The 16,720-nt window shown below is 65.4% G+C and carries 11 protein-coding genes and 6 tRNA genes; 12 read left to right on the forward strand and 5 right to left on the reverse strand.

Annotation, left to right across the window (positions count from 1 at the left end; all coding sequences use genetic code 11):
- Window positions 1-253: 253 nt before the first annotated feature.
- Both VCS63_RS26800 and lnt read left to right on the forward strand, forming a co-directional pair.
- The gene (locus tag VCS63_RS26800; RefSeq protein WP_063643400.1) at window positions 254-1,144 is read left to right on the forward strand and encodes an HlyC/CorC family transporter; all 891 of its coding nucleotides are present in this window, start codon (window positions 254-256) and stop codon (window positions 1,142-1,144) included.
- Window positions 1,141-2,769 (forward strand): apolipoprotein N-acyltransferase, encoded by a 1,629-nt coding sequence (gene lnt / locus VCS63_RS26805; RefSeq protein ID WP_323881532.1) that lies wholly within the window; start codon window positions 1,141-1,143, stop codon window positions 2,767-2,769. The genes VCS63_RS26800 and lnt overlap by 4 nt, the downstream gene beginning before the upstream one ends.
- Before the next feature lie 6 nt (window positions 2,770-2,775).
- Here the strand turns inward: lnt and VCS63_RS26810 are convergent, their stop codons facing one another.
- The gene (locus tag VCS63_RS26810) at window positions 2,776-3,831 is read right to left on the reverse strand and encodes an aldo/keto reductase (protein WP_175200787.1); all 1,056 of its coding nucleotides are present in this window, start codon (window positions 3,829-3,831) and stop codon (window positions 2,776-2,778) included.
- A 416-nt stretch (window positions 3,832-4,247) separates the two neighbouring features.
- Between VCS63_RS26810 and VCS63_RS26815 the strand changes: the two genes are divergently transcribed.
- The 9 genes from VCS63_RS26815 (at window position 4,248) to VCS63_RS26855 (ending at window position 8,851) form a co-directional block, all read left to right on the forward strand.
- Window positions 4,248-4,323 (forward strand) — tRNA-Ala (locus VCS63_RS26815).
- 39 nt (window positions 4,324-4,362) lie between these two features.
- Window positions 4,363-4,438 (forward strand) — tRNA-Glu (locus VCS63_RS26820).
- A 64-nt stretch (window positions 4,439-4,502) separates the two neighbouring features.
- Window positions 4,503-4,579: transfer RNA gene (locus tag VCS63_RS26825), tRNA-Asp, on the forward strand.
- Between the two features lie 104 nt (window positions 4,580-4,683).
- Window positions 4,684-4,759, forward strand: a tRNA-Ala gene (locus VCS63_RS26830).
- A gap of 39 nt (window positions 4,760-4,798) precedes the next feature.
- Window positions 4,799-4,874 (forward strand) — tRNA-Glu (locus VCS63_RS26835).
- 64 nt (window positions 4,875-4,938) lie between these two features.
- Window positions 4,939-5,015, forward strand: a tRNA-Asp gene (locus tag VCS63_RS26840).
- A gap of 213 nt (window positions 5,016-5,228) precedes the next feature.
- The gene (locus tag VCS63_RS26845) at window positions 5,229-6,722 is read left to right on the forward strand and encodes a helix-turn-helix transcriptional regulator (protein WP_063961531.1); all 1,494 of its coding nucleotides are present in this window, start codon (window positions 5,229-5,231) and stop codon (window positions 6,720-6,722) included.
- 237 nt (window positions 6,723-6,959) lie between these two features.
- Window positions 6,960-7,979: a biotin synthase BioB gene (gene bioB / locus VCS63_RS26850; RefSeq protein ID WP_323881534.1), complete on the forward strand. Its 1,020-nt coding sequence runs from the start codon at window positions 6,960-6,962 to the stop codon at window positions 7,977-7,979.
- Complete coding sequence (locus tag VCS63_RS26855; RefSeq protein ID WP_063961529.1) at window positions 7,976-8,851, forward strand: hypothetical protein; 876 nt, start codon at window positions 7,976-7,978, stop codon at window positions 8,849-8,851. The genes bioB and VCS63_RS26855 overlap by 4 nt, the downstream gene beginning before the upstream one ends.
- A gap of 16 nt (window positions 8,852-8,867) precedes the next feature.
- Here VCS63_RS26855 and VCS63_RS26860 read toward each other — a convergent pair whose 3' ends face one another.
- Together VCS63_RS26860 and VCS63_RS26865 are read right to left on the reverse strand one after the other, a co-directional pair.
- The gene (locus VCS63_RS26860) at window positions 8,868-10,250 is read right to left on the reverse strand and encodes an MFS transporter (RefSeq protein ID WP_149063949.1); all 1,383 of its coding nucleotides are present in this window, start codon (window positions 10,248-10,250) and stop codon (window positions 8,868-8,870) included.
- An 86-nt stretch (window positions 10,251-10,336) separates the two neighbouring features.
- Window positions 10,337-10,840 carry a peroxiredoxin gene (locus VCS63_RS26865; RefSeq protein ID WP_042797286.1) on the reverse strand — a complete coding sequence of 168 codons (504 nt, stop codon included), beginning with the start codon at window positions 10,838-10,840 and terminating at the stop codon, window positions 10,337-10,339.
- Between the two features lie 243 nt (window positions 10,841-11,083).
- Here VCS63_RS26865 and VCS63_RS26870 point away from each other — a divergent pair, with 243 nt between their 5' ends.
- Window positions 11,084-11,506 carry a hypothetical protein gene (locus tag VCS63_RS26870; RefSeq protein ID WP_063643411.1) on the forward strand — a complete coding sequence of 141 codons (423 nt, stop codon included), beginning with the start codon at window positions 11,084-11,086 and terminating at the stop codon, window positions 11,504-11,506.
- A 569-nt stretch (window positions 11,507-12,075) separates the two neighbouring features.
- On the opposite strand, the gene VCS63_RS26875 is transcribed toward VCS63_RS26870, so the two are convergent.
- Together VCS63_RS26875 and VCS63_RS26880 are read right to left on the reverse strand one after the other, a co-directional pair.
- Window positions 12,076-12,954, reverse strand: a complete 879-nt coding sequence (locus tag VCS63_RS26875; protein WP_112966131.1) for a dienelactone hydrolase family protein — start codon at window positions 12,952-12,954, stop codon at window positions 12,076-12,078.
- A gap of 64 nt (window positions 12,955-13,018) precedes the next feature.
- The gene (locus tag VCS63_RS26880; protein ID WP_323881535.1) at window positions 13,019-16,648 is read right to left on the reverse strand and encodes a DUF748 domain-containing protein; all 3,630 of its coding nucleotides are present in this window, start codon (window positions 16,646-16,648) and stop codon (window positions 13,019-13,021) included.
- Window positions 16,649-16,720: the final 72 nt, after the last annotated feature.

Genomic DNA, 16,720 nt, shown 5'->3' on the forward strand with positions numbered 1-16,720 from the left:
TGCCCCCCGAGGGGGCTCCTTTGCCTTGGGGCGGCCCTGCGGCAAAGGGTGCCCCCACGCTGCGCCCGCCATGCGGGCTTGCTGCCCCCCGAGGGGGCCTTTGCCTTGGGGCGGCCCTGCGGCAAAGATTGCCGCCAAATAGCGTCCTGCAAGGCGCAGATGGCAGCGGTTTCCCTAATTTTGGGGGGCGGCGTTACAAATTGCAGGCCAGTATCGGTTATGCTGGGCCCTCCATAACTTGTCCTTCCGGACGATGTCTGACCCTTATCCTGCCCCCGAAGCGACTCCTGCTCGCTCAGCCAAACCCGCCACAAAATCCCTTCTAGACCGCCTGCTTTCCCTCGTGCGCCGCGAGCCCGAGGACCGCGAAGGCATCAAGGCCGTTCTGGAAGCCGCGCACGAACGCGAACTGCTCGACGCGGAATCCTACAAGATGATCAAGGGCGCGCTCGCCGTGTCCGAAGGCACCGTGGGCGACATTATGGTCCCGCGTTCCCGCATGGACCTGCTGGACGTCACGCAGCCCATCCCCTACCTGGTGGCCTCCGTCATCGAGACCGCGCATTCGCGCTTTCCGGTCTACGAGGGCGACCGCGACAACATCATCGGCATCCTGCTGGCCAAGGATCTGCTGCGCTGCATGCTGGAACCCAACATCGAAGTGCGCACGCTGGTCCGGCCCGCCGTCTTCATTCCCGAATCCAAGCGCCTGAACGTGCTGCTGCACGAATTCCGCGCCAGCCGCAACCACCAGGCCATCGTCATCGATGAACACGGCGGCATTTCCGGCCTGGTCACAATGGAAGACGTGCTGGAACAGATCGTCGGCGACATCGAAGACGAGTTCGACGAAACCGAAGAAGACTCCATCTTCCCCGAAGGCGAAAACCAGTGGCGCGTCCTTGCGGCCACCGACATCTCGCACTTCAACGACGTCTTTGGCTGCCAGTTGCCCGACGACGAATACGACAGCGTGGGCGGCTGGATGGGCGGACAGCTGGGTCGCATTCCGCGCCGCGGCGACACCGCCGAATTCGACGGGCTGCGCCTGGAAGTGGCCCGCGGCGACGCACGCCGCGCCATCTGGCTGCGCGTCAAGCGCAACGCCCCGTCCCAAGCCTCCCGCCCTTCCGACGAAGCATGACCCAGTCCCCGCGCAGCCGTAAACTGCGCGGCGCCGCCGGCCTGATGCTGGCGGGCGCCGCGCACGCCCTGACTTTCTCGCCCGGTCCCTTGCCGGCTTGGGCGCTGGCGACCACCCAGGTCCTGATGCTGGCCATCGCCGCCCGCGTCACCCTGTACGCGCCGTCGGCCAAGCAGGCCTGGGCGCGCGGCTGGCTCTTCAGCTTCACCAGCTATGCGCTGGGCCTTTACTGGATCTTCATCAGCCTGCATCGCTACGGCGACCTGGCCGCGCCGCTGGCCGTGGCCGCAGTGCTGGCGCTGTCGGCCTTTCTGGCCCTGTTCCCGGCCACGGCCAGCGCGCTGGCGCGCCGCTACGCGCCGCTGGAGCCGGGCTCCGCGCCTGCCCGCATTCTTTCCGGCACGCTGGCCTGGGCCGCGATGTGGGCGGGATTCGAATGGCTACGCGCCGTGCTGCTCACAGGCTTCCCCTGGCTCAACATCGGCTACGCGCAGGTCGATGGACCCATCGCGGGCTGGGCACCGCTGCTCGGCGTGCACGGCATGGCCTTCCTGGCCGCCTTCGCCGCCGCGGCACTGGCGAGCCTGTGGCAACCGTCGCGCAAAGCCGGGACCGGCTCGCGCCACGCCTTGGCCGCCGGCATCGCGCTGGCCCTGGCTGCGGCAGGCTGGCCACTGTCTCGCATCGATTGGTCCGCGCCCAGCGGCGATCCGCTGAACGTGCGCCTGGTCCAGGGCAACATCGAACAATCGCAGAAGTTCGACCCCGCCCTCCTCGATCAAAGCCTGGTGCGTCACCTGGATCTGGCGGCCATGCCGGCTGCGCCGGGCGTACCGGACCCGCAGTTGATCATCCTGCCGGAAACCGTGCTGCCCATCTTCCAGGACCAGCTTGACCCCCGCGTCTGGTCAGTCTGGCGCGATCTGGCCGCGCAACGCAACACTGTGATCGCCATGGGCGTGCCGCTGCACGACCGCGTCAAAGGACGGGACCGCTACACCAATAGCGTCATGGGCTTTGACGGCAGCACGCCGGTCGAACAGCTTGTAGCCGGCACCACCTCCATGCGGTACGACAAGCGCCATCTGGTGCCGTGGGGCGAATATGTGCCGCCGGGCTTTCACTGGTTCGTCGAGATGCTGAATATCCCCCTGGGCGACTTCGACCGCGGCGCGGTGCGCCAGACGCCCTTTGCGGTCGGCGGCCAGCACATCGCGTTCAACATCTGCTACGAAGACCTGTTCGGACCGGACCTGCTGCCTTCGCTGCAACCCGGCCCCAATGGCGAGCCAGGCGCCACGATACTGGTGAACGTCAGCAACCTGGGCTGGTTCGGCGATTCCTGGGCCTTGCGCCAGCATCTGCAGATCGGCCGCCTGCGCACCATGGAAACCGCGCGGCCCATGCTCACCGCAACCAACACCGGCATTACCGCCGCCATCGATGCCAAGGGCCGCGTGGCAGCCCAGCTTGCGCCGTTGCAGGCAGGCGTGCTGCCGGTGGCCGTGCAAGGCATGACGGGGCTGACGCCATACGCCCGGTTTGGCGACAAGACGGCGCTGGCCCTGATCGGCCTGGCGCTGATCGCCGCGTTCGGCAGCGGCCGCAAGACGCGCCGCGCCTGAGGACATTCAGGCAAACAGATTGGACGGCAGCGCGCCGCCGTCCTCCGGCGGACGCAGCGGCCCGGCGCCTGCCCCCGTGCGCTCGATCGCATCCGCGATGGCTTCCATGTCCTCGGCATCCAGTTCAAGCGACGCCGCGCCGAGCAATCCATCCACTTGCGCCGCGCTGCGCGCGCCCACGATGGCGCCGGTCACTCCTGGCCAAGCCAGCGTCCAGCCCGCGGCCACCGCCGCCACCGTGGTGCCGTGGCGCTCGGCGATGGGCTTGAACGCATCGGCCAGCGCCAGATTGCGTTCGATGCCCGGGGAAGTGAATTCCGCGTTCCGCGCCCGCCAGTCATCGGCGGGCAAGGCGCGGGCGCGCTCCATGCTGAAGCTGCCAGTCAATAACCCGGACTGCATCGGGCTGTAGACGATCACGCCTGTGCCATGCCTGTCGCACCAGGGGATCAGGTCCGAGGCCGCGGCGCGCTGTATGGCCGAAAACGGCGGCTGCAGCGTGTCCACGTGCCCCAATGCCTCGGCCTGCTGCAATTGCGCCAGATTGTGGTTGGACAGGCCCACCGCGCGGACCTTGCCTTCCCGTTTCAGGTCCAGCAGTTCCTGCCAATACACCTCCAAGGGGGTGCCGTCGCCCGCCGGCCAGTGCATCTGGTAGAGATCGATGCGCTCCACCCCCAGCCTGCGCAAAGAATCCTCGAGTTCGCGCCGAATGCTGGCGGGCGCGCCGGTGCGGCGCGGCATGGCCTGCGGCTGCTCTGGCGACCACGTCAGGCCGCATTTGGTGAATACGTAGGGCCGCGCATCCGGCGCCATCTGCGCCAGCGCGCGGCGCACGATCTCCTCGGAGTGCCCCAGCCCGTACACCGCCGCGGTATCGATCCAGTTGATGCCCCGCTCGACCGCGCGGCGGATCGCCGCCATCGAATCGGCATCGTCTTGCGGCCCCCAGCCTATCGCCCAGCCATTGCCGCCCATGGCCCAGGCACCCAGCCCGATACGGGTGATGTCCATGCCGCTCTGGCCCAGCGGGCGCGTGGGGAACGAGGTCTTGCTGCTCATGGCGATGTCCGTGTTCGCATATCCGGCGTAAAAAAGGCGCCCGCGCCGCGCACATTTTGGCGCGGCCCGGCGACGAAAAAATTCCGCGCGGACGAAAAAAATTTCCGCCCACAATAGCACTCTCACAAGTCTTTGATTTACTTGAATTCTGCATCAATCGCTCTTACCGACCTTGCGCAAAAAAAGAGCAAAAAACGCCTAAAAAGCCCTTCCACCCCCCTTTTTTTCACAACTTTTATGTTTTTTGCGACGAAGCGACTTGCACACCAAATTTAGTTCGTGCATAATCTCGTTTCTTCGCCAACGGCACTAAACAAAACCGGCAACGAACTACGAAAAAGCACGCAGCAGTACGCAGTAAAAGTAAGGCCGTGTGTTCGATTTCGTAAAACGTTGAACGGGTTGATTAGAAGAACGGGGGTATAGCTCAGCTGGGAGAGCGCTTGCATGGCATGCAAGAGGTCAGCGGTTCGATCCCGCTTACCTCCACCAGTAAGCAGTACGGTAGTAAAGTAGTTCTGTTTTGTTCAGGTCCCCTTCGTCTAGAGGCCTAGGACATCACCCTTTCACGGTGAGTACAGGGGTTCGAATCCCCTAGGGGACGCCAGTTCGCTGGCAGCAGTATGTAGTAGATGCAGTTGAAGTGACAATGTAGTTGAGTACGCCGCTGCGGAGCGGTAGTTCAGTTGGTTAGAATACCGGCCTGTCACGCCGGGGGTCGCGGGTTCGAGCCCCGTCCGCTCCGCCAAAAGCTCTCGCTCAGAGTCTTTCAAGAGCTCCGTTTTCGGGGCTTTTTTGCTTTATATAGTGTGAGACCTGTTTGTCTGCAGTTTGGGCATCTGGGACTTCCTGGGGGGTATAGCTCAGCTGGGAGAGCGCTTGCATGGCATGCAAGAGGTCAGCGGTTCGATCCCGCTTACCTCCACCAGTAAGCAGTACGGTAGTAAAGTAGTTCTGTTTTGTTCAGGTCCCCTTCGTCTAGAGGCCTAGGACATCACCCTTTCACGGTGAGTACAGGGGTTCGAATCCCCTAGGGGACGCCAGTTCGCTGGCAGCAGTATGTAGTAGATGCAGTTGAAGTGACAATGTAGTTGAGTACGCCGCTGCGGAGCGGTAGTTCAGTTGGTTAGAATACCGGCCTGTCACGCCGGGGGTCGCGGGTTCGAGCCCCGTCCGCTCCGCCAAGCACATCGTGCAGCTCATCAGTCTCTCTGCTTTAGCGTCTATCGAAAGCTCCGGATCCCGGAGCTTTTTGCATTTCTGCCCGACTCATTTTCCGGCAGCCATCCTTTCCACCATCCCCCCTGCGCTCAGTCTCGTCCATTTCGCCATCTGGACAGTCCGTCGGTGCGCCGTCATTCTCTTTGCGTCGTGCCCCGCGAAAAGAAGAGGACTACGTGACCGCGAACACCGCCGCTCCCCATCCGCACCGCCAGCATCTTCAACGCATCATCGCGGGCCTGAACGAAGGCATCATCCTGCTCGAGGCCGACGGCGCCATTGCCTGGGCCAATGACAGCGCATTAAGGCTGCACGGGACCGACACACTGGATGAACTGGGCGGCACGCCTGCCGGCTATCGCAAGCGCTACATCCTCACTTACCGCGACCACCACCGCGTGCCGGCGCGCCAGTACCCGCTGGACAGGCTGGCGGCCTCCGAACCGTTCGACGAGTTGCTGTTGGACCTGGCACGCAAGGACGACGACGAGTTCCTGCGCAACGTGCGAGCCAGCGGCCTGAACCTGGACAGCGCCGAGGGCACTGATTACCGAGTCCTGATCCTGCACGACCAGACCGAACAGATAAACGCCGAAGAACGCTTCGAGCGCGCTTTCGGCGCCAATCCCGCGCCCGCCCTGATCTGCCAGCTGTCCGACCTGCGCTACGTGAAAGTGAACCAGGGCTTCCTGGAAATGACCGGCTACGCGCGCGACGCCGTGCTGGGCAAGTCGGCCTATGAACTCGATGTGCTGGATGGCAGCGGCGACAAGGACAACGCGGTCGCCATGCTTAACGAAGGACAAACCATTGCCCAGAGGGAGGGCGTGCTGAAATTGGCGGACGGCAGCACGAAGTTCGTCATCGTCGCGGGCCAGCCTATCGACATGCAAGGCGAACCCTGCATGCTGTTCACCTTCATCGATCTGGAGGCGCGCAAGCGCACCGAACTGGCGTTGCGCGAAAGCGAGGAACGCTTCTCCAAGGCGTTCCGCCTGGCGCCCGTGCCCATGGCCGTCTGCGACGGCGAGACCTTGCTAGCGCTGGACCTGAATGCCGCTTTTGCCTCGGCCACGGGCGCCTTGCCGCAAGACGGCATCGGCCACGCCTTGGCCGACTTGGGCCTGCAACTCCAAGAAGAGCTGGAGGCCAGCCTCAAGCGCGCTGAAAGCGCTCGCAACCACGATGTCACCTTGACGGCCAAGGATGGCAACCAGCTCGACTGCCTGCTGTCGGCCGAACCCGTGACGATCGGCGGCCAGCCGCGAGTGCTGCTGGCGATACAGGACATCACGGATCGCAAGCGTTCCGAGACGGAATTGCTGACGGCGATCGAGGCAGTCATGCAGGACACCTCATGGTTCAGCCGCAGCGTCATCGAAAAGCTGGCGCAACTGCGCGAACCCGCGCCTGCCACGCGCGACGTGGCCGAACTGGCGCAGCTCACCGCGCGCGAGCGCGAGGTGCTGGGCCTGATGTGCCAGGGCCACGACGACGATGGCATCGCACAGAGCCTGAAACTGTCGCGCAACACCGTGCGCAACCACGTCGCCACGATCTACAGCAAGATCGGCGTGCATCGCCGCAGCGCCGCCATCGTGTGGGCGCGGGATCGCGGCATCACCGGCCATGAGCGCGCGCGGGCGCGGGACAAGCGGCCTAAAGCCTGACCTCGTATTTACAATTTGATTCAAAATAATAGGGCCCGGCCCATCCCCGAAGATGCGATCCAGTTAGAAGTTCGCGGCCCTCAAAATCCGCCATTTCCGGCGAAAAACAGGGCAATAGCCCTCCATTTCCGCACTCCTCGCCTGCATTGCGCAAACCCTGCGCAGCTTCTTACGATCCGCCGATCCCGTCCCTGCCCGGCAGGGATGCGATCCCGCAAGACCGAGAGGAGCCCATCCATGCAGACCGCCTACATTCCCGTCCCGACCGTCGCCAAGCCGGCAACCGCTCCCGCCTGGAGCGCCGCCGACATCATGGCGCTTTACGAGCTGCCCTTCATGGATCTGGTATTCCGGGCCCAGCAGGCGCATCGCGCCCACTTCGATCCGAATGCGATCCAGCTGTCCAGCCTGTTGTCGATCAAGACGGGCGGCTGTCCCGAGGACTGCGCTTATTGCCCGCAGTCCTCCCATTACGACACCGGGCTGGACGCGGACAAGCTGATGCCGCTGGCGGACGTGGTGGCCGCCGCCCGCAAGGCCCAGGAAGGCGGCGCACAGCGCTTCTGCATGGGCGCCGCCTGGCGCAGTCCCAAGCCGCACCACCTGGAAGCCGTGGCCGAAATGGTCAGCGCGGTGAAGGCCCTGGGCCTGGAGACCTGCGTCACGCTGGGGATGTTGCGCGAGGGTCAGGCCGAGCAACTCAAGAGCGCCGGCCTGGACTACTACAACCACAATCTGGATACCTCGCCCGAGTTCTACGGCAAGATCATTTCCACCCGCACCTACCAGGACCGGCTCGATACGCTGGACCGTGTGCGCGATGCCGGCATCAACGTATGCTGCGGCGGCATCGTGGGCATGGGCGAATCGCGCCGTGAACGCGCCGGCCTGATCGCCCAGCTGGCCAGCATGGAGCCATATCCCGAGTCCGTGCCGATCAACAACCTGGTACAGGTGGAAGGCACGCCGTTGGCGGGCGTGGAAGCGCTGGATCCGTTCGAGTTCGTGCGCACCATCGCCGTCGCCCGCATCACTATGCCGCGCGCGGCGGTGCGTCTGTCCGCGGGCCGTGAAGCCATGGATGACGCGCTACAGGCCCTGTGCTTCATGGCAGGCGCCAACTCCATGTTCTATGGCGACGCCCTGCTGACCACGGCCAATCCGCAGATGGAAGCCGATCAGCGTCTGCTGCAGCGCCTGGGCATGCGGATCGACGCCGCCCCGCACACGCATCACGACGCCTCGGAATGCCGTTGACGCCCGGCCTGCTCTATCTGCTGGCCAGCGTGGCCTGCAGCGTCACCGTGGCCGTCCTGCTGAAGCTGGCGCGGCGTTACCAGGTGGACGTGCGCCAGGCCATCGCCATGAACTACGCGGTGGCCGCCCTGCTCTGCTGGACCGTGCTGCGTCCTGACGCGGCCGCGCTGCTTGCGCCGCAAACGCCGTGGCTGGTGCTGGCCGCGTTGGGCGTGCTTCTGCCGAGCGTGTTCCTGGCCATGGCGGCGGCCGTGCGCCACGCCGGCATCGTGCGCAGCGACGCCGCGCAACGCCTGTCCCTGTTCATTCCGCTGTTGGCGGCCTTCCTGCTCTTTGGCGAATCGGTCAGCGGCCGCAAGCTCGCCGCAACCGCGCTTGCCGCCTGCGCCTTATATTGCCTGCTGCGCCGGCCGGCCCGTCCGCAGATCCCTGGCGAAAGCGCGTCCGAGAGCGGCCGCGCCATGTGGCTGTGGCCCCTGGCCGTCTGGGTGGGCTATGGCGTGATCGATATCCTGTTCAAGCAGATGGCGCGCGCGGGCACCGCCTTTGCGGGGGGGCTGCTGCTGGCCTTCGTCATTGCCGGCCTGCTGATGCTGACCTATCTGCTATGGCGCCGGGTGCGCTGCCAGTTCCGGCACCTGGCCGCCGGGGCGGCGCTGGGACTGGCGAACTTCGGCAACATCCTGACCTATATCCGCGCGCATCAATCTCTGCCCGAGCATCCCGCGCTGGTGTTCGCGTCCATGAACATGGGCGTGATCACCCTGGGCACGCTGGTCGGCGCGTTGGCTTTTCGCGAGCCATTGACCCGCTTGAACCTGCTGGGCATCGCGCTGGCCCTGACGGCCATTGTGCTGATGGCGCCCTGGTAACGCGCCATCCCCGGCCTCAGGTGCCCGTGCGCCTTTCGCGCTCATCGTCGGCCGCGACGTCCGCCGGGTCCACGGAGGCCTCGACGGCAGGCTCGGCCTGCGGCGCGTCGGCCGTTGCCACGGGAGCCGTTTCGGGCTGGACCATTTCCATGGCGATGTCGGTTGCTGGATCCACGCGCGGATCCAGCACCGCCGCAGCGGGCGAACTCTGCAACGTGTCCGGCATAGGCACGAAATGCGTGGGAGCCTCTTCCACCTGGTGCGCGCCGGTGACGCGCGTGGGACGTACGTGCCAGACCAGGATCAGGGCGCAGGCGGAAATGAACACGTAATACATGCTGGGCCCGGCCAGCGACATCAGCACCCCGGCAATCATCGGCCCCACGCAAGCGCCCACGCCATAGGTCATGAGCAGCACGGCCGAGAGGCTGACCCGGCGCTCGGATTCCACGTGATCGTTGGCGAAGGCCGCGCCCAGCGGGTACAGCGTGAATTGCAGCACGCCAAAAACACAGGACATGGCCACCAGCGCCCAGTACGGCAGGACGATCCAGCCCCACATGACCACGGGCAGCAGCACCAGCAGCAAGGCGTTGAAGCGGATCAGGCCTGCGCGGTTGATGCGGTCGGACAGCCAGCCCATGGGCCATTGGGACAACAGGCCCGCAGTCACCGCGGCAGCCACGAAAATGGCAGCCTGCGAGGTGGACAGGCCGTGCTTGGCGCCGTAGACGGCCGCCAGGCCGTAGAAGGCGCCAGAGAGATTGCCCGCCACGAACAGCACCGTCATCGACAGTGGCACGCGCCGCATGAAAAAGCGGATGTCCAGCGGCGCCGGCAGCGGCGTGGGCGGGTGCGACCGCGCCGTGACCGCGATCGGCACCAGGCACAACACCAGGCACATGGCCACCAGGGTCAGCGGCCGCAGGTCCAACGTGGCATAGGCCGTCAGGGCCAGTTGCCCCAGCACGGTGCCCAGCCCGGATACGACCATGTAGACGGAAAAGACCCGGCCGCGCTGGTGATTTTCGGTCTGCTCGTTGAGCCAGCTTTCGATGACCATGAATTCAGTCACCATCACGATGCCCGACACGACGCGGAACACCAGCCACAGCGGCATGGAATCGACCAGCGTTTGCGCCAGGATCATGCTGGTGGCGATGGCCGCACAGGCGACGAACGCGCGGATATGGCCCACGCGGATGATGAGTTTGTGCCCCAGGCGGGCGCCGCATACCAGGCCCAGGTAATAGCCGGCGATCAAGGCGCCGATCCACACCTCGTTGACAGACTGCGCTGTCAGACGGAGACCCATATAGGTATTGAACAGACCCGTGCCGATGAGCATCAGCAAGGTCGCGAAGTAAAGCGACGAAAAGGAGGAGATGGTGGCGAGCATGGCGTCGGCAACCGCTGCTGGCGGCAGCACAACGGGCCGCCGGGGCAGCCCGCTGCGCTAAGCGGTAAAACAGGAACTGCGTGGAATCAGACTTGCGACAGCATCGTGGCGGCGTCGCTGACTTCGAACTTGCCGGCCGCTTCCACGTTCAGTTGCTTGACCACGCCGTCGACGATCAGGGCCGAATAGCGCTGCGAGCGCACGCCCATGCCGCGCTGGACCAGGTCCAGTTCCAGGCCCAGTTCCTTGGTCCACAGGGCGGAGCCATCGGCCAGCATGCGGACCTTGCCTTCGGTCTTCTGCTCGCGGCCCCAGGCGCCCATGACGAACGCGTCGTTGACGGAAACGCACCAGATTTCATCGACGCCCTTGGCCTTCAGCGCAGCGGCCTGCTCCACATAGCCGGGCAGGTGCTTGGCCGAGCAGGTGGGCGTGAAGGCGCCCGGTACCGCGAACAGCGCAATGGTCTTGCCGCGGGTCAGGTCGGCGACCTGGAACGCGTTGGGGCCCAGCGAGCAGCCGGCGGTTTCGGTTTCGATGAATTCGGTCAGGGTGCCATCCGGCACGCGGTCGCCGACTTTGATCGTCATGTAGATCTCCAGGAATAAGGGGCAATGCATTGGGGCAGGATCGCCCCACAGGCTCCATCATAGTTCCTGCGCGGCCGCCTTGCTGGCCAGCCAGCGTCCGGGAAAGAAAGATGCACAGTCTGAAACGACTCCATACCGCGCCTACACGGGCTCGAAACGGCTGATTGCCATAATGTTGTGGTTGCAATCACCGCCCGCGCACGCCGCGCTGCCGGCTGGCGGGCATCTATCGGAGGTTCATCGATGCGCAAGATCTTGACCGGCCTGGCCCTGACGCTGGCCTCGGCCGCCACGGCCTGGGCGGCTCCGGATGCCGCCGAACAGGCCCAATACGAATCTTTCATCATCGCCGCCGGCGCCTCCAACGGCGCCGCCCGCGCCTGCGGGGCTTCCGAACCCGACCTGGCCCAGCACCAGGCCACGGCCCGCAAGAACCTGCTGCAGTATGCGCAGGAGTATGGCTTTACTTCAGGCGGGTATGAGGGGCTGTTCCAGAAAGGACAGGGCCAGGGGACCGCGATGATGGAAGAGATGAAGCGGTCGGGGGTGGATGGGTGCCGGGGGGTGTTGGGCGGGTTTCAGAGTGAGAGGGTGATGGAGTACGAGGATATGAAGAGGGCGTTGGCTGAGGTTAGTGATGGGTTGCCGGGGGAGAAGGCGCAGTAGCAGGTTCTGCTTCTGTTTCTGAAGGTTCAGGTTCTTGAGACGCCAGTCGCGGCGGCGGGGTGTGGCGATGGATCTTGCGGGGCCCGCCCCCGGCCGGCCGCGCGGGCGGCCTCTGGGGGCTTACGCGGTGTCTTGCGATGCCCGATGGCGCTGCGCGCTGGTGAGGAGCCGCGCCCCCCATCACCGCCCCCTCCCCCGAACGGCGACGCCATCAGAAAACCCACCTACGCATGCGCGCCAGCGATCACAATCACACTTCAAATAATCACGTATGTATTAATCGGCCACCCGCGCGGCCGATTAATGCGGGCAGCCCAAGACTCTCCCCGACCCCGGCTCCAGCAGCGCCACAAGCCAAGACGCACGTAGCCCGTCGTCGCGGGCTCGTGGCGGCTCGCAACCTCGATGCGCCCGAGGGAATCTGAAGGGAAGGCCGAAGGCCTGGACGAAGATGACAAGGGGGAAGTCCGGAGCGAAGGCTCCGGACCGCAATCGTGGGCGCGAGCCGCCACGCGCCCGCGACGACGGGTGACCTGCGAAGAGCTATGCAGATCGCCCCAAGAACAACGTCAAAGCCCGTTCTGCTTGAACCAATCCAACATCCGAGTCCAAGCCTGCTCGGCCTCCGCCTTCCGATAAGAAGGCCGATAATCCGCATGAAACGCATGCGGCGCGTCCGGATATACATCGATCCGCGAAGCCTTCGCCGCAGCCGGACCCTGCGCCAGCTCCAGCCGCATCTTGTCGACGTCGGTCATCGGGATACCGGCATCCTTGCCGCCGTATGCGCCCAGCACTTTGGCCTTCAGCGCATTCACCTGGCTCAACACCGACTTGGGCTTCAATTCCGAAGGCTGTCCGCCCAACTGGCCGTACCAGGCCGCGCCGGCCTTGAGCTTAGGGTTGTGGGCGGCGTACAGCCAGACCTGGCGGCCACCCCAGCAGAAGCCTACGATGCCCAGCCGGTCCGGATTGCCGCCGTTGGAGGCGGCCCAGGCGGCGGTTGCATCCAGGTCGGACGTCACTTGCGCATCCGGGACCTTGCCGATGATTTCGGCCTGGAGCTTGGGGATCTCGGTGTACTTGGACGGATCGCCCTGGCGCGCGAACAGTTCAGGCGCGATAGCCAGGTAGCCCTGATGGGCCAGCCGGCGGCATACGTCCTGGATGTACTCGTGCACCCCGAAAATCTCCGACACCACCAGCACGGTGGGCAGGTCCTTCTTGCCCTTGGGCGCCGCGCGGTACGCGGGCATCTTGCCGTCCTGGACCGGGATGTCAACCTTGCCGGCCAGAAGGCCGCTGGTGTCGGTCGTGATCGTGGTCTGCGCCACGGCCTGCCCGGCCGCCAGCGAAAAACCCGTCGCCACCGTGGTGGCGATGAAACCCCGCCGATCCAGCCTCAAGGGCGGAAGCAGGCTGTCGAAGTGCGCGTCCTGGTCATTCATCGAGAATCTCCTGGCAAAAAGCTGGCGCAAGGCAGTCTTGCACCGCCCACGGGGCCAGCCTGGTTCACTTCAGGGAGAAGTCCACGCGCGAGGGTTGTCCCTCGTCCTTGATGCCGTCCGCGTCCAGCTGCGGCGCAACGATAAACACACGATCCGCGAGTCCTTCCTGGGCTTGCAGCTTCTCATAAACCGCCTGCGCGCGCGCATCGGCCAGTTGGCGCAACTGCTCATCGCCAACGGGCGCCACGCTGCGCAGCATCTCCTCCATCTGCTCCGGCGGAACGGACTTGGCCATGCCGATGAAGTTGCGCGGCTTGTCCTTGATGTCCGTGTCGTCGTAGACCTCTTCCAGGTACTTGGCGCGCTCCGCGCCCGATACCTGGACGCCCGCCGGGTTCGGCTTTTTGCCGCGCGGCGTGACGTCCGCTGCCTTGGCGGCGCGGATCTTGGCGTCGACCCAGGCCTGGCGCAGGCCTTCCATGTCGGTCTTGGGGTCGGCGCGGCCGCTGATGTCCATTTTCAACGCGGGACGATCCGTCAGCGCCTTGATCAGCGTATCCAGGCGCTGCACGCTGTCCTCGGTCAGCGCCGCGCTGCCTGGCGCGAACTCCACGTAGGACAGTTCCTCGCCACCGCCAAAGGCCGAGGCGAGCAGGCTGAAGGGCGACGTGACGGCTTTGACCACCAGGTTCAGCAGCACCCGCACCACAATGCCGCCCACGGAGAACTCCGGGTCGTCCAGCGAACCGGAAATCGGGAGGTTGATGTCGATGTTGCCGCGCGAATCCTTCAGCAGGGCCACGGCCAGCAGCACCGGCAGCTTGGTCGCGTCCGGACTGTTGGTCTTGTCGCCGAAGGTCAGTTGATTGAGCACCACATGGTTGGTGGCTTGCAGCGCGCGGTCCTTGATCTTGTATTCCAGGTCCACCGACAGCTTGCCGCGCTTGATGGGGTAGCCCACGTACTTCGCGGAATAAGTATTGAAGCGCGGCAGGTCCACGCCCTTTGCCGATGCCTTCAGGTCCAGCGACAGGTACTTGGCGAAAGGCTGCACCACGCCGCTGATAGAAAGCGGCGCGGTGGTGTAGACGCGGCCGGTGACCTTGACCTTGGCGGGCTGGGGGTTGGTGGACGACACTGCCGTGATCGAGCCGTCGATGCTGGACAGCTCGGCCACGTAGTTGGGCTTGACGAAGCGGTCAGTGAAAGTCATGCGGCCGCGGCTCAACGTGACGCTATTGACCGAGATGTCCGGCATGCCGCCGCTCTTGGCGGCTGTGGTGGCGGGCGGCGGCGCCGCGCTGCGACCTGGCGTCTGCGTGTCCTGGGTGATGGAGCCGCCCGCCTGGCCAGGAGCCGCCACGAGATCCATGACGTTCAAGCGGCCCTGCGCATTGAGCAGCACGCGGCCGTAGAAATCCTCCAGTGCGATGTCGCCCAGCCTGGCCCCTATCTTGTCGCCCGCCACCGAGATATCCATGCCGGTGAAGCCCAGGCGCTTCCAGTTCAGGAAGTCGTCGTTGTTGACGCGGTCCTGCAGGTCCACCCCAGTGACCTCGACGCCCCCCTTCCAGCTGGCCCTCATCGGGGCGGAGCCCGCGGCGGCGGCGAACTCGGCGTTGCCGCGGGCGCCCAGGGTAATGGCGCGCACGGTCGCATTCAAGCTGGAGGCGGCGTACGGCGCGAAGGACGCGACGTTCAGCTCGGCCAGGTCCACCGAGGTTTTTACCGTCAATGGCTGGAGCGTGAACGCCCCCTTGAGATCCAGCTTGCCGTTGCCCTGGACGCCGGCGGCGGCCAGCATGAAGTTGCTCTGGCCCGGCCCCATCGCCAGTCGATCGGCGGTCACGCGCAGGCTTTGCATCGCAATGTCCAGCCCCGGCTTGAGCGATTCGTCACGGGCCTTGAATTGCGCCAGGTCGGCCTGCACGGCGGTGGCCGACGCGTCCACCGCGCCGTCCTTTTCACGCACATGGACCTGCGCACTAGCGGCCAGGCGGCCGTCCAGCAACGCGATCGGCGCCGCGCTGCGCACGGCCGGCGCCAGGGGTGCGAGGGCGATATTGCCCAGACGCACGCCCAGTTCCAGCGAGAGCGGCTTCAAGACGAGCGGCCCTTTGGCGCGCAGCCAGCCTCCGTCGGTGCTGTTGTCCATGGTCAGCCACAGATTGATGGGCTGGTCTGGCGCTTGCGGCAGGGCCACGCCCTCGACCGTCGCGGCCAGGCCAGTCATCACGTAGTCCAGCTTGCTCACCGCGTCGGTGACGTAGACCTCGCCTTCGTGCAGATTGAAGGCATCCAGCTCAACCTTCCATTCCGCGGGCGCGGGCGCCGGCGGAGGTACGGCGGCATCCGTGGATGCGGGCGTGGCGGGATTCGCGGCAGGGGCGTTTGCCGCCGCCGGGACCGCGGGCGCTTCGTTGGCGGGGGCTGCTGCGGCGGCTGGAGCCGTGGCTGCTGCGGTAGTCGTTGCTGCGGCCGGGGTTCCAGGTGCCGCTGCGGCGGCGGGCGCCTTGGCTACCGCGACCGGCGCCGTCGCCGCCTTGTCTGCCGCCTTGGCAGGGTCCAGGCCGCTGGCTTGCCGCAGCTTGTCGGCCACTGGCGTGGCGGTGGGCTCCACGCCCCCCAGCCGCTTCAGCCCGGCAACCACGTCCAGCCAGTTCAGGTGTTCATTGGCATAGCGACGCACATGGATCTGCGGCGCCCACAGGCCGACTTCGCCCACGTAGGCATGACGCGCAATGGGCTCCAGCTCCAGGCGGGTGACGGTCAGCGCGCTCCAGGCGGCCAGGTTCTCGCCGGCGGCGTCGCGCAAGTCCAGCCGCCGCAGCCCCAGGTCGCCGACGACGCGGATCTTGGGCGGCGCGTCCTTGGGCTGCTCGAATACGACCTGCAGATTGGAATCCAGCAGCGCGCTCTCGAGCTTGAACGGCAGCGGCATGGGCCAGACATCCGCCCACTTCTCCAGTTGCAGGCCATTGAATGCCACGCGCAACGTGGACGACGGCACCTTGTCGAACGGCCTGGCCACGCCGTTCAGGTCGAAGGGGCTGCCATTGATGCGCAGATGCACGCGCGGCTGGACGTCGATGTCGGTGGCGTAACCGAAGGTGGAAATGAAGGGCACGCCCACGCCAAGCTCATCGACGACCTGCTTGCGGCCGGTGACCTTGTCGTCCAGCGTGATCGAGCCGTTCTCGATCACCATATTGTTCAGCGAGAAGCGCGGCAGCCCTTCGTCCGGCTTGGGCGGCTCTTCGGGCTTGGCGGCCGTTAATTCGGCCACTCGTTGCTGAATATCAGAGAAATTGAATCGCGTGACGTCCTCGCGGACGATGGCGATGTTAGGCTCGCGCAGCGTCAGTCGATCCACGACCGGCGCAAACCAGAACAGGGAAGTCCAGGCCGCGCTGACATCGAGCTCGGCCAGCCTCAGCAACGGCGTCTGCGAATCAGGTTGCGCCACGGCCAGGTCGCGTGCCCGGACGGTCAGCGTGAAGGGATTGAAGCTGATGTCGCCGACGGAGACGTCCCGCCCGATCATCTTGGAGACGTCCTGCACCAGGACGTTGTGCAGCACTTTGGGGACTTGCCAGGCGGCAACCCCGAAAAGGACAAGTACGAATGCCGCGATACCCAGAAGAATCTTGCCGACCCGGCGGGTTAACCGAAGTTTGGGCATCCGCAAGGGCATTGCGCGTCTCCTGATACGAATTGAAGGCCGAGCGTTTCCGTCCTTCCAATAACTACAGGCGCGATTATCGCG

This window comes from Achromobacter sp. D10, from assembly GCF_035282245.1.
GTDB classification, from domain to species: Bacteria; Pseudomonadota; Gammaproteobacteria; order Burkholderiales; family Burkholderiaceae_B; genus Achromobacter; species Achromobacter insolitus.

Bases quoted from the DNA above. Each gene is read 5' to 3' on its own strand.
- VCS63_RS26860 (WP_149063949.1), bottom strand. From the start codon at position 10,250: ATGCTCGCCACCATCTCCTCCTTTTCGTCGCTTTACTTCGCGACCTTG.
- VCS63_RS26865 (WP_042797286.1), bottom strand. From the start codon at position 10,840: ATGACGATCAAAGTCGGCGACCGCGTGCCGGATGGCACCCTGACCGAA.
- lnt (WP_323881532.1), top strand. From the start codon at position 1,141: ATGACCCAGTCCCCGCGCAGCCGTAAACTGCGCGGCGCCGCCGGCCTG.
- VCS63_RS26810 (WP_175200787.1), bottom strand. From the start codon at position 3,831: ATGAGCAGCAAGACCTCGTTCCCCACGCGCCCGCTGGGCCAGAGCGGC.
- VCS63_RS26800 (WP_063643400.1), top strand. From the start codon at position 254: ATGTCTGACCCTTATCCTGCCCCCGAAGCGACTCCTGCTCGCTCAGCC.
- VCS63_RS26875 (WP_112966131.1), bottom strand. From the start codon at position 12,954: ATGAATGACCAGGACGCGCACTTCGACAGCCTGCTTCCGCCCTTGAGG.
- VCS63_RS26870 (WP_063643411.1), top strand. From the start codon at position 11,084: ATGCGCAAGATCTTGACCGGCCTGGCCCTGACGCTGGCCTCGGCCGCC.
- VCS63_RS26880 (WP_323881535.1), bottom strand. From the start codon at position 16,648: ATGCCCTTGCGGATGCCCAAACTTCGGTTAACCCGCCGGGTCGGCAAG.
- bioB (WP_323881534.1), top strand. From the start codon at position 6,960: ATGCAGACCGCCTACATTCCCGTCCCGACCGTCGCCAAGCCGGCAACC.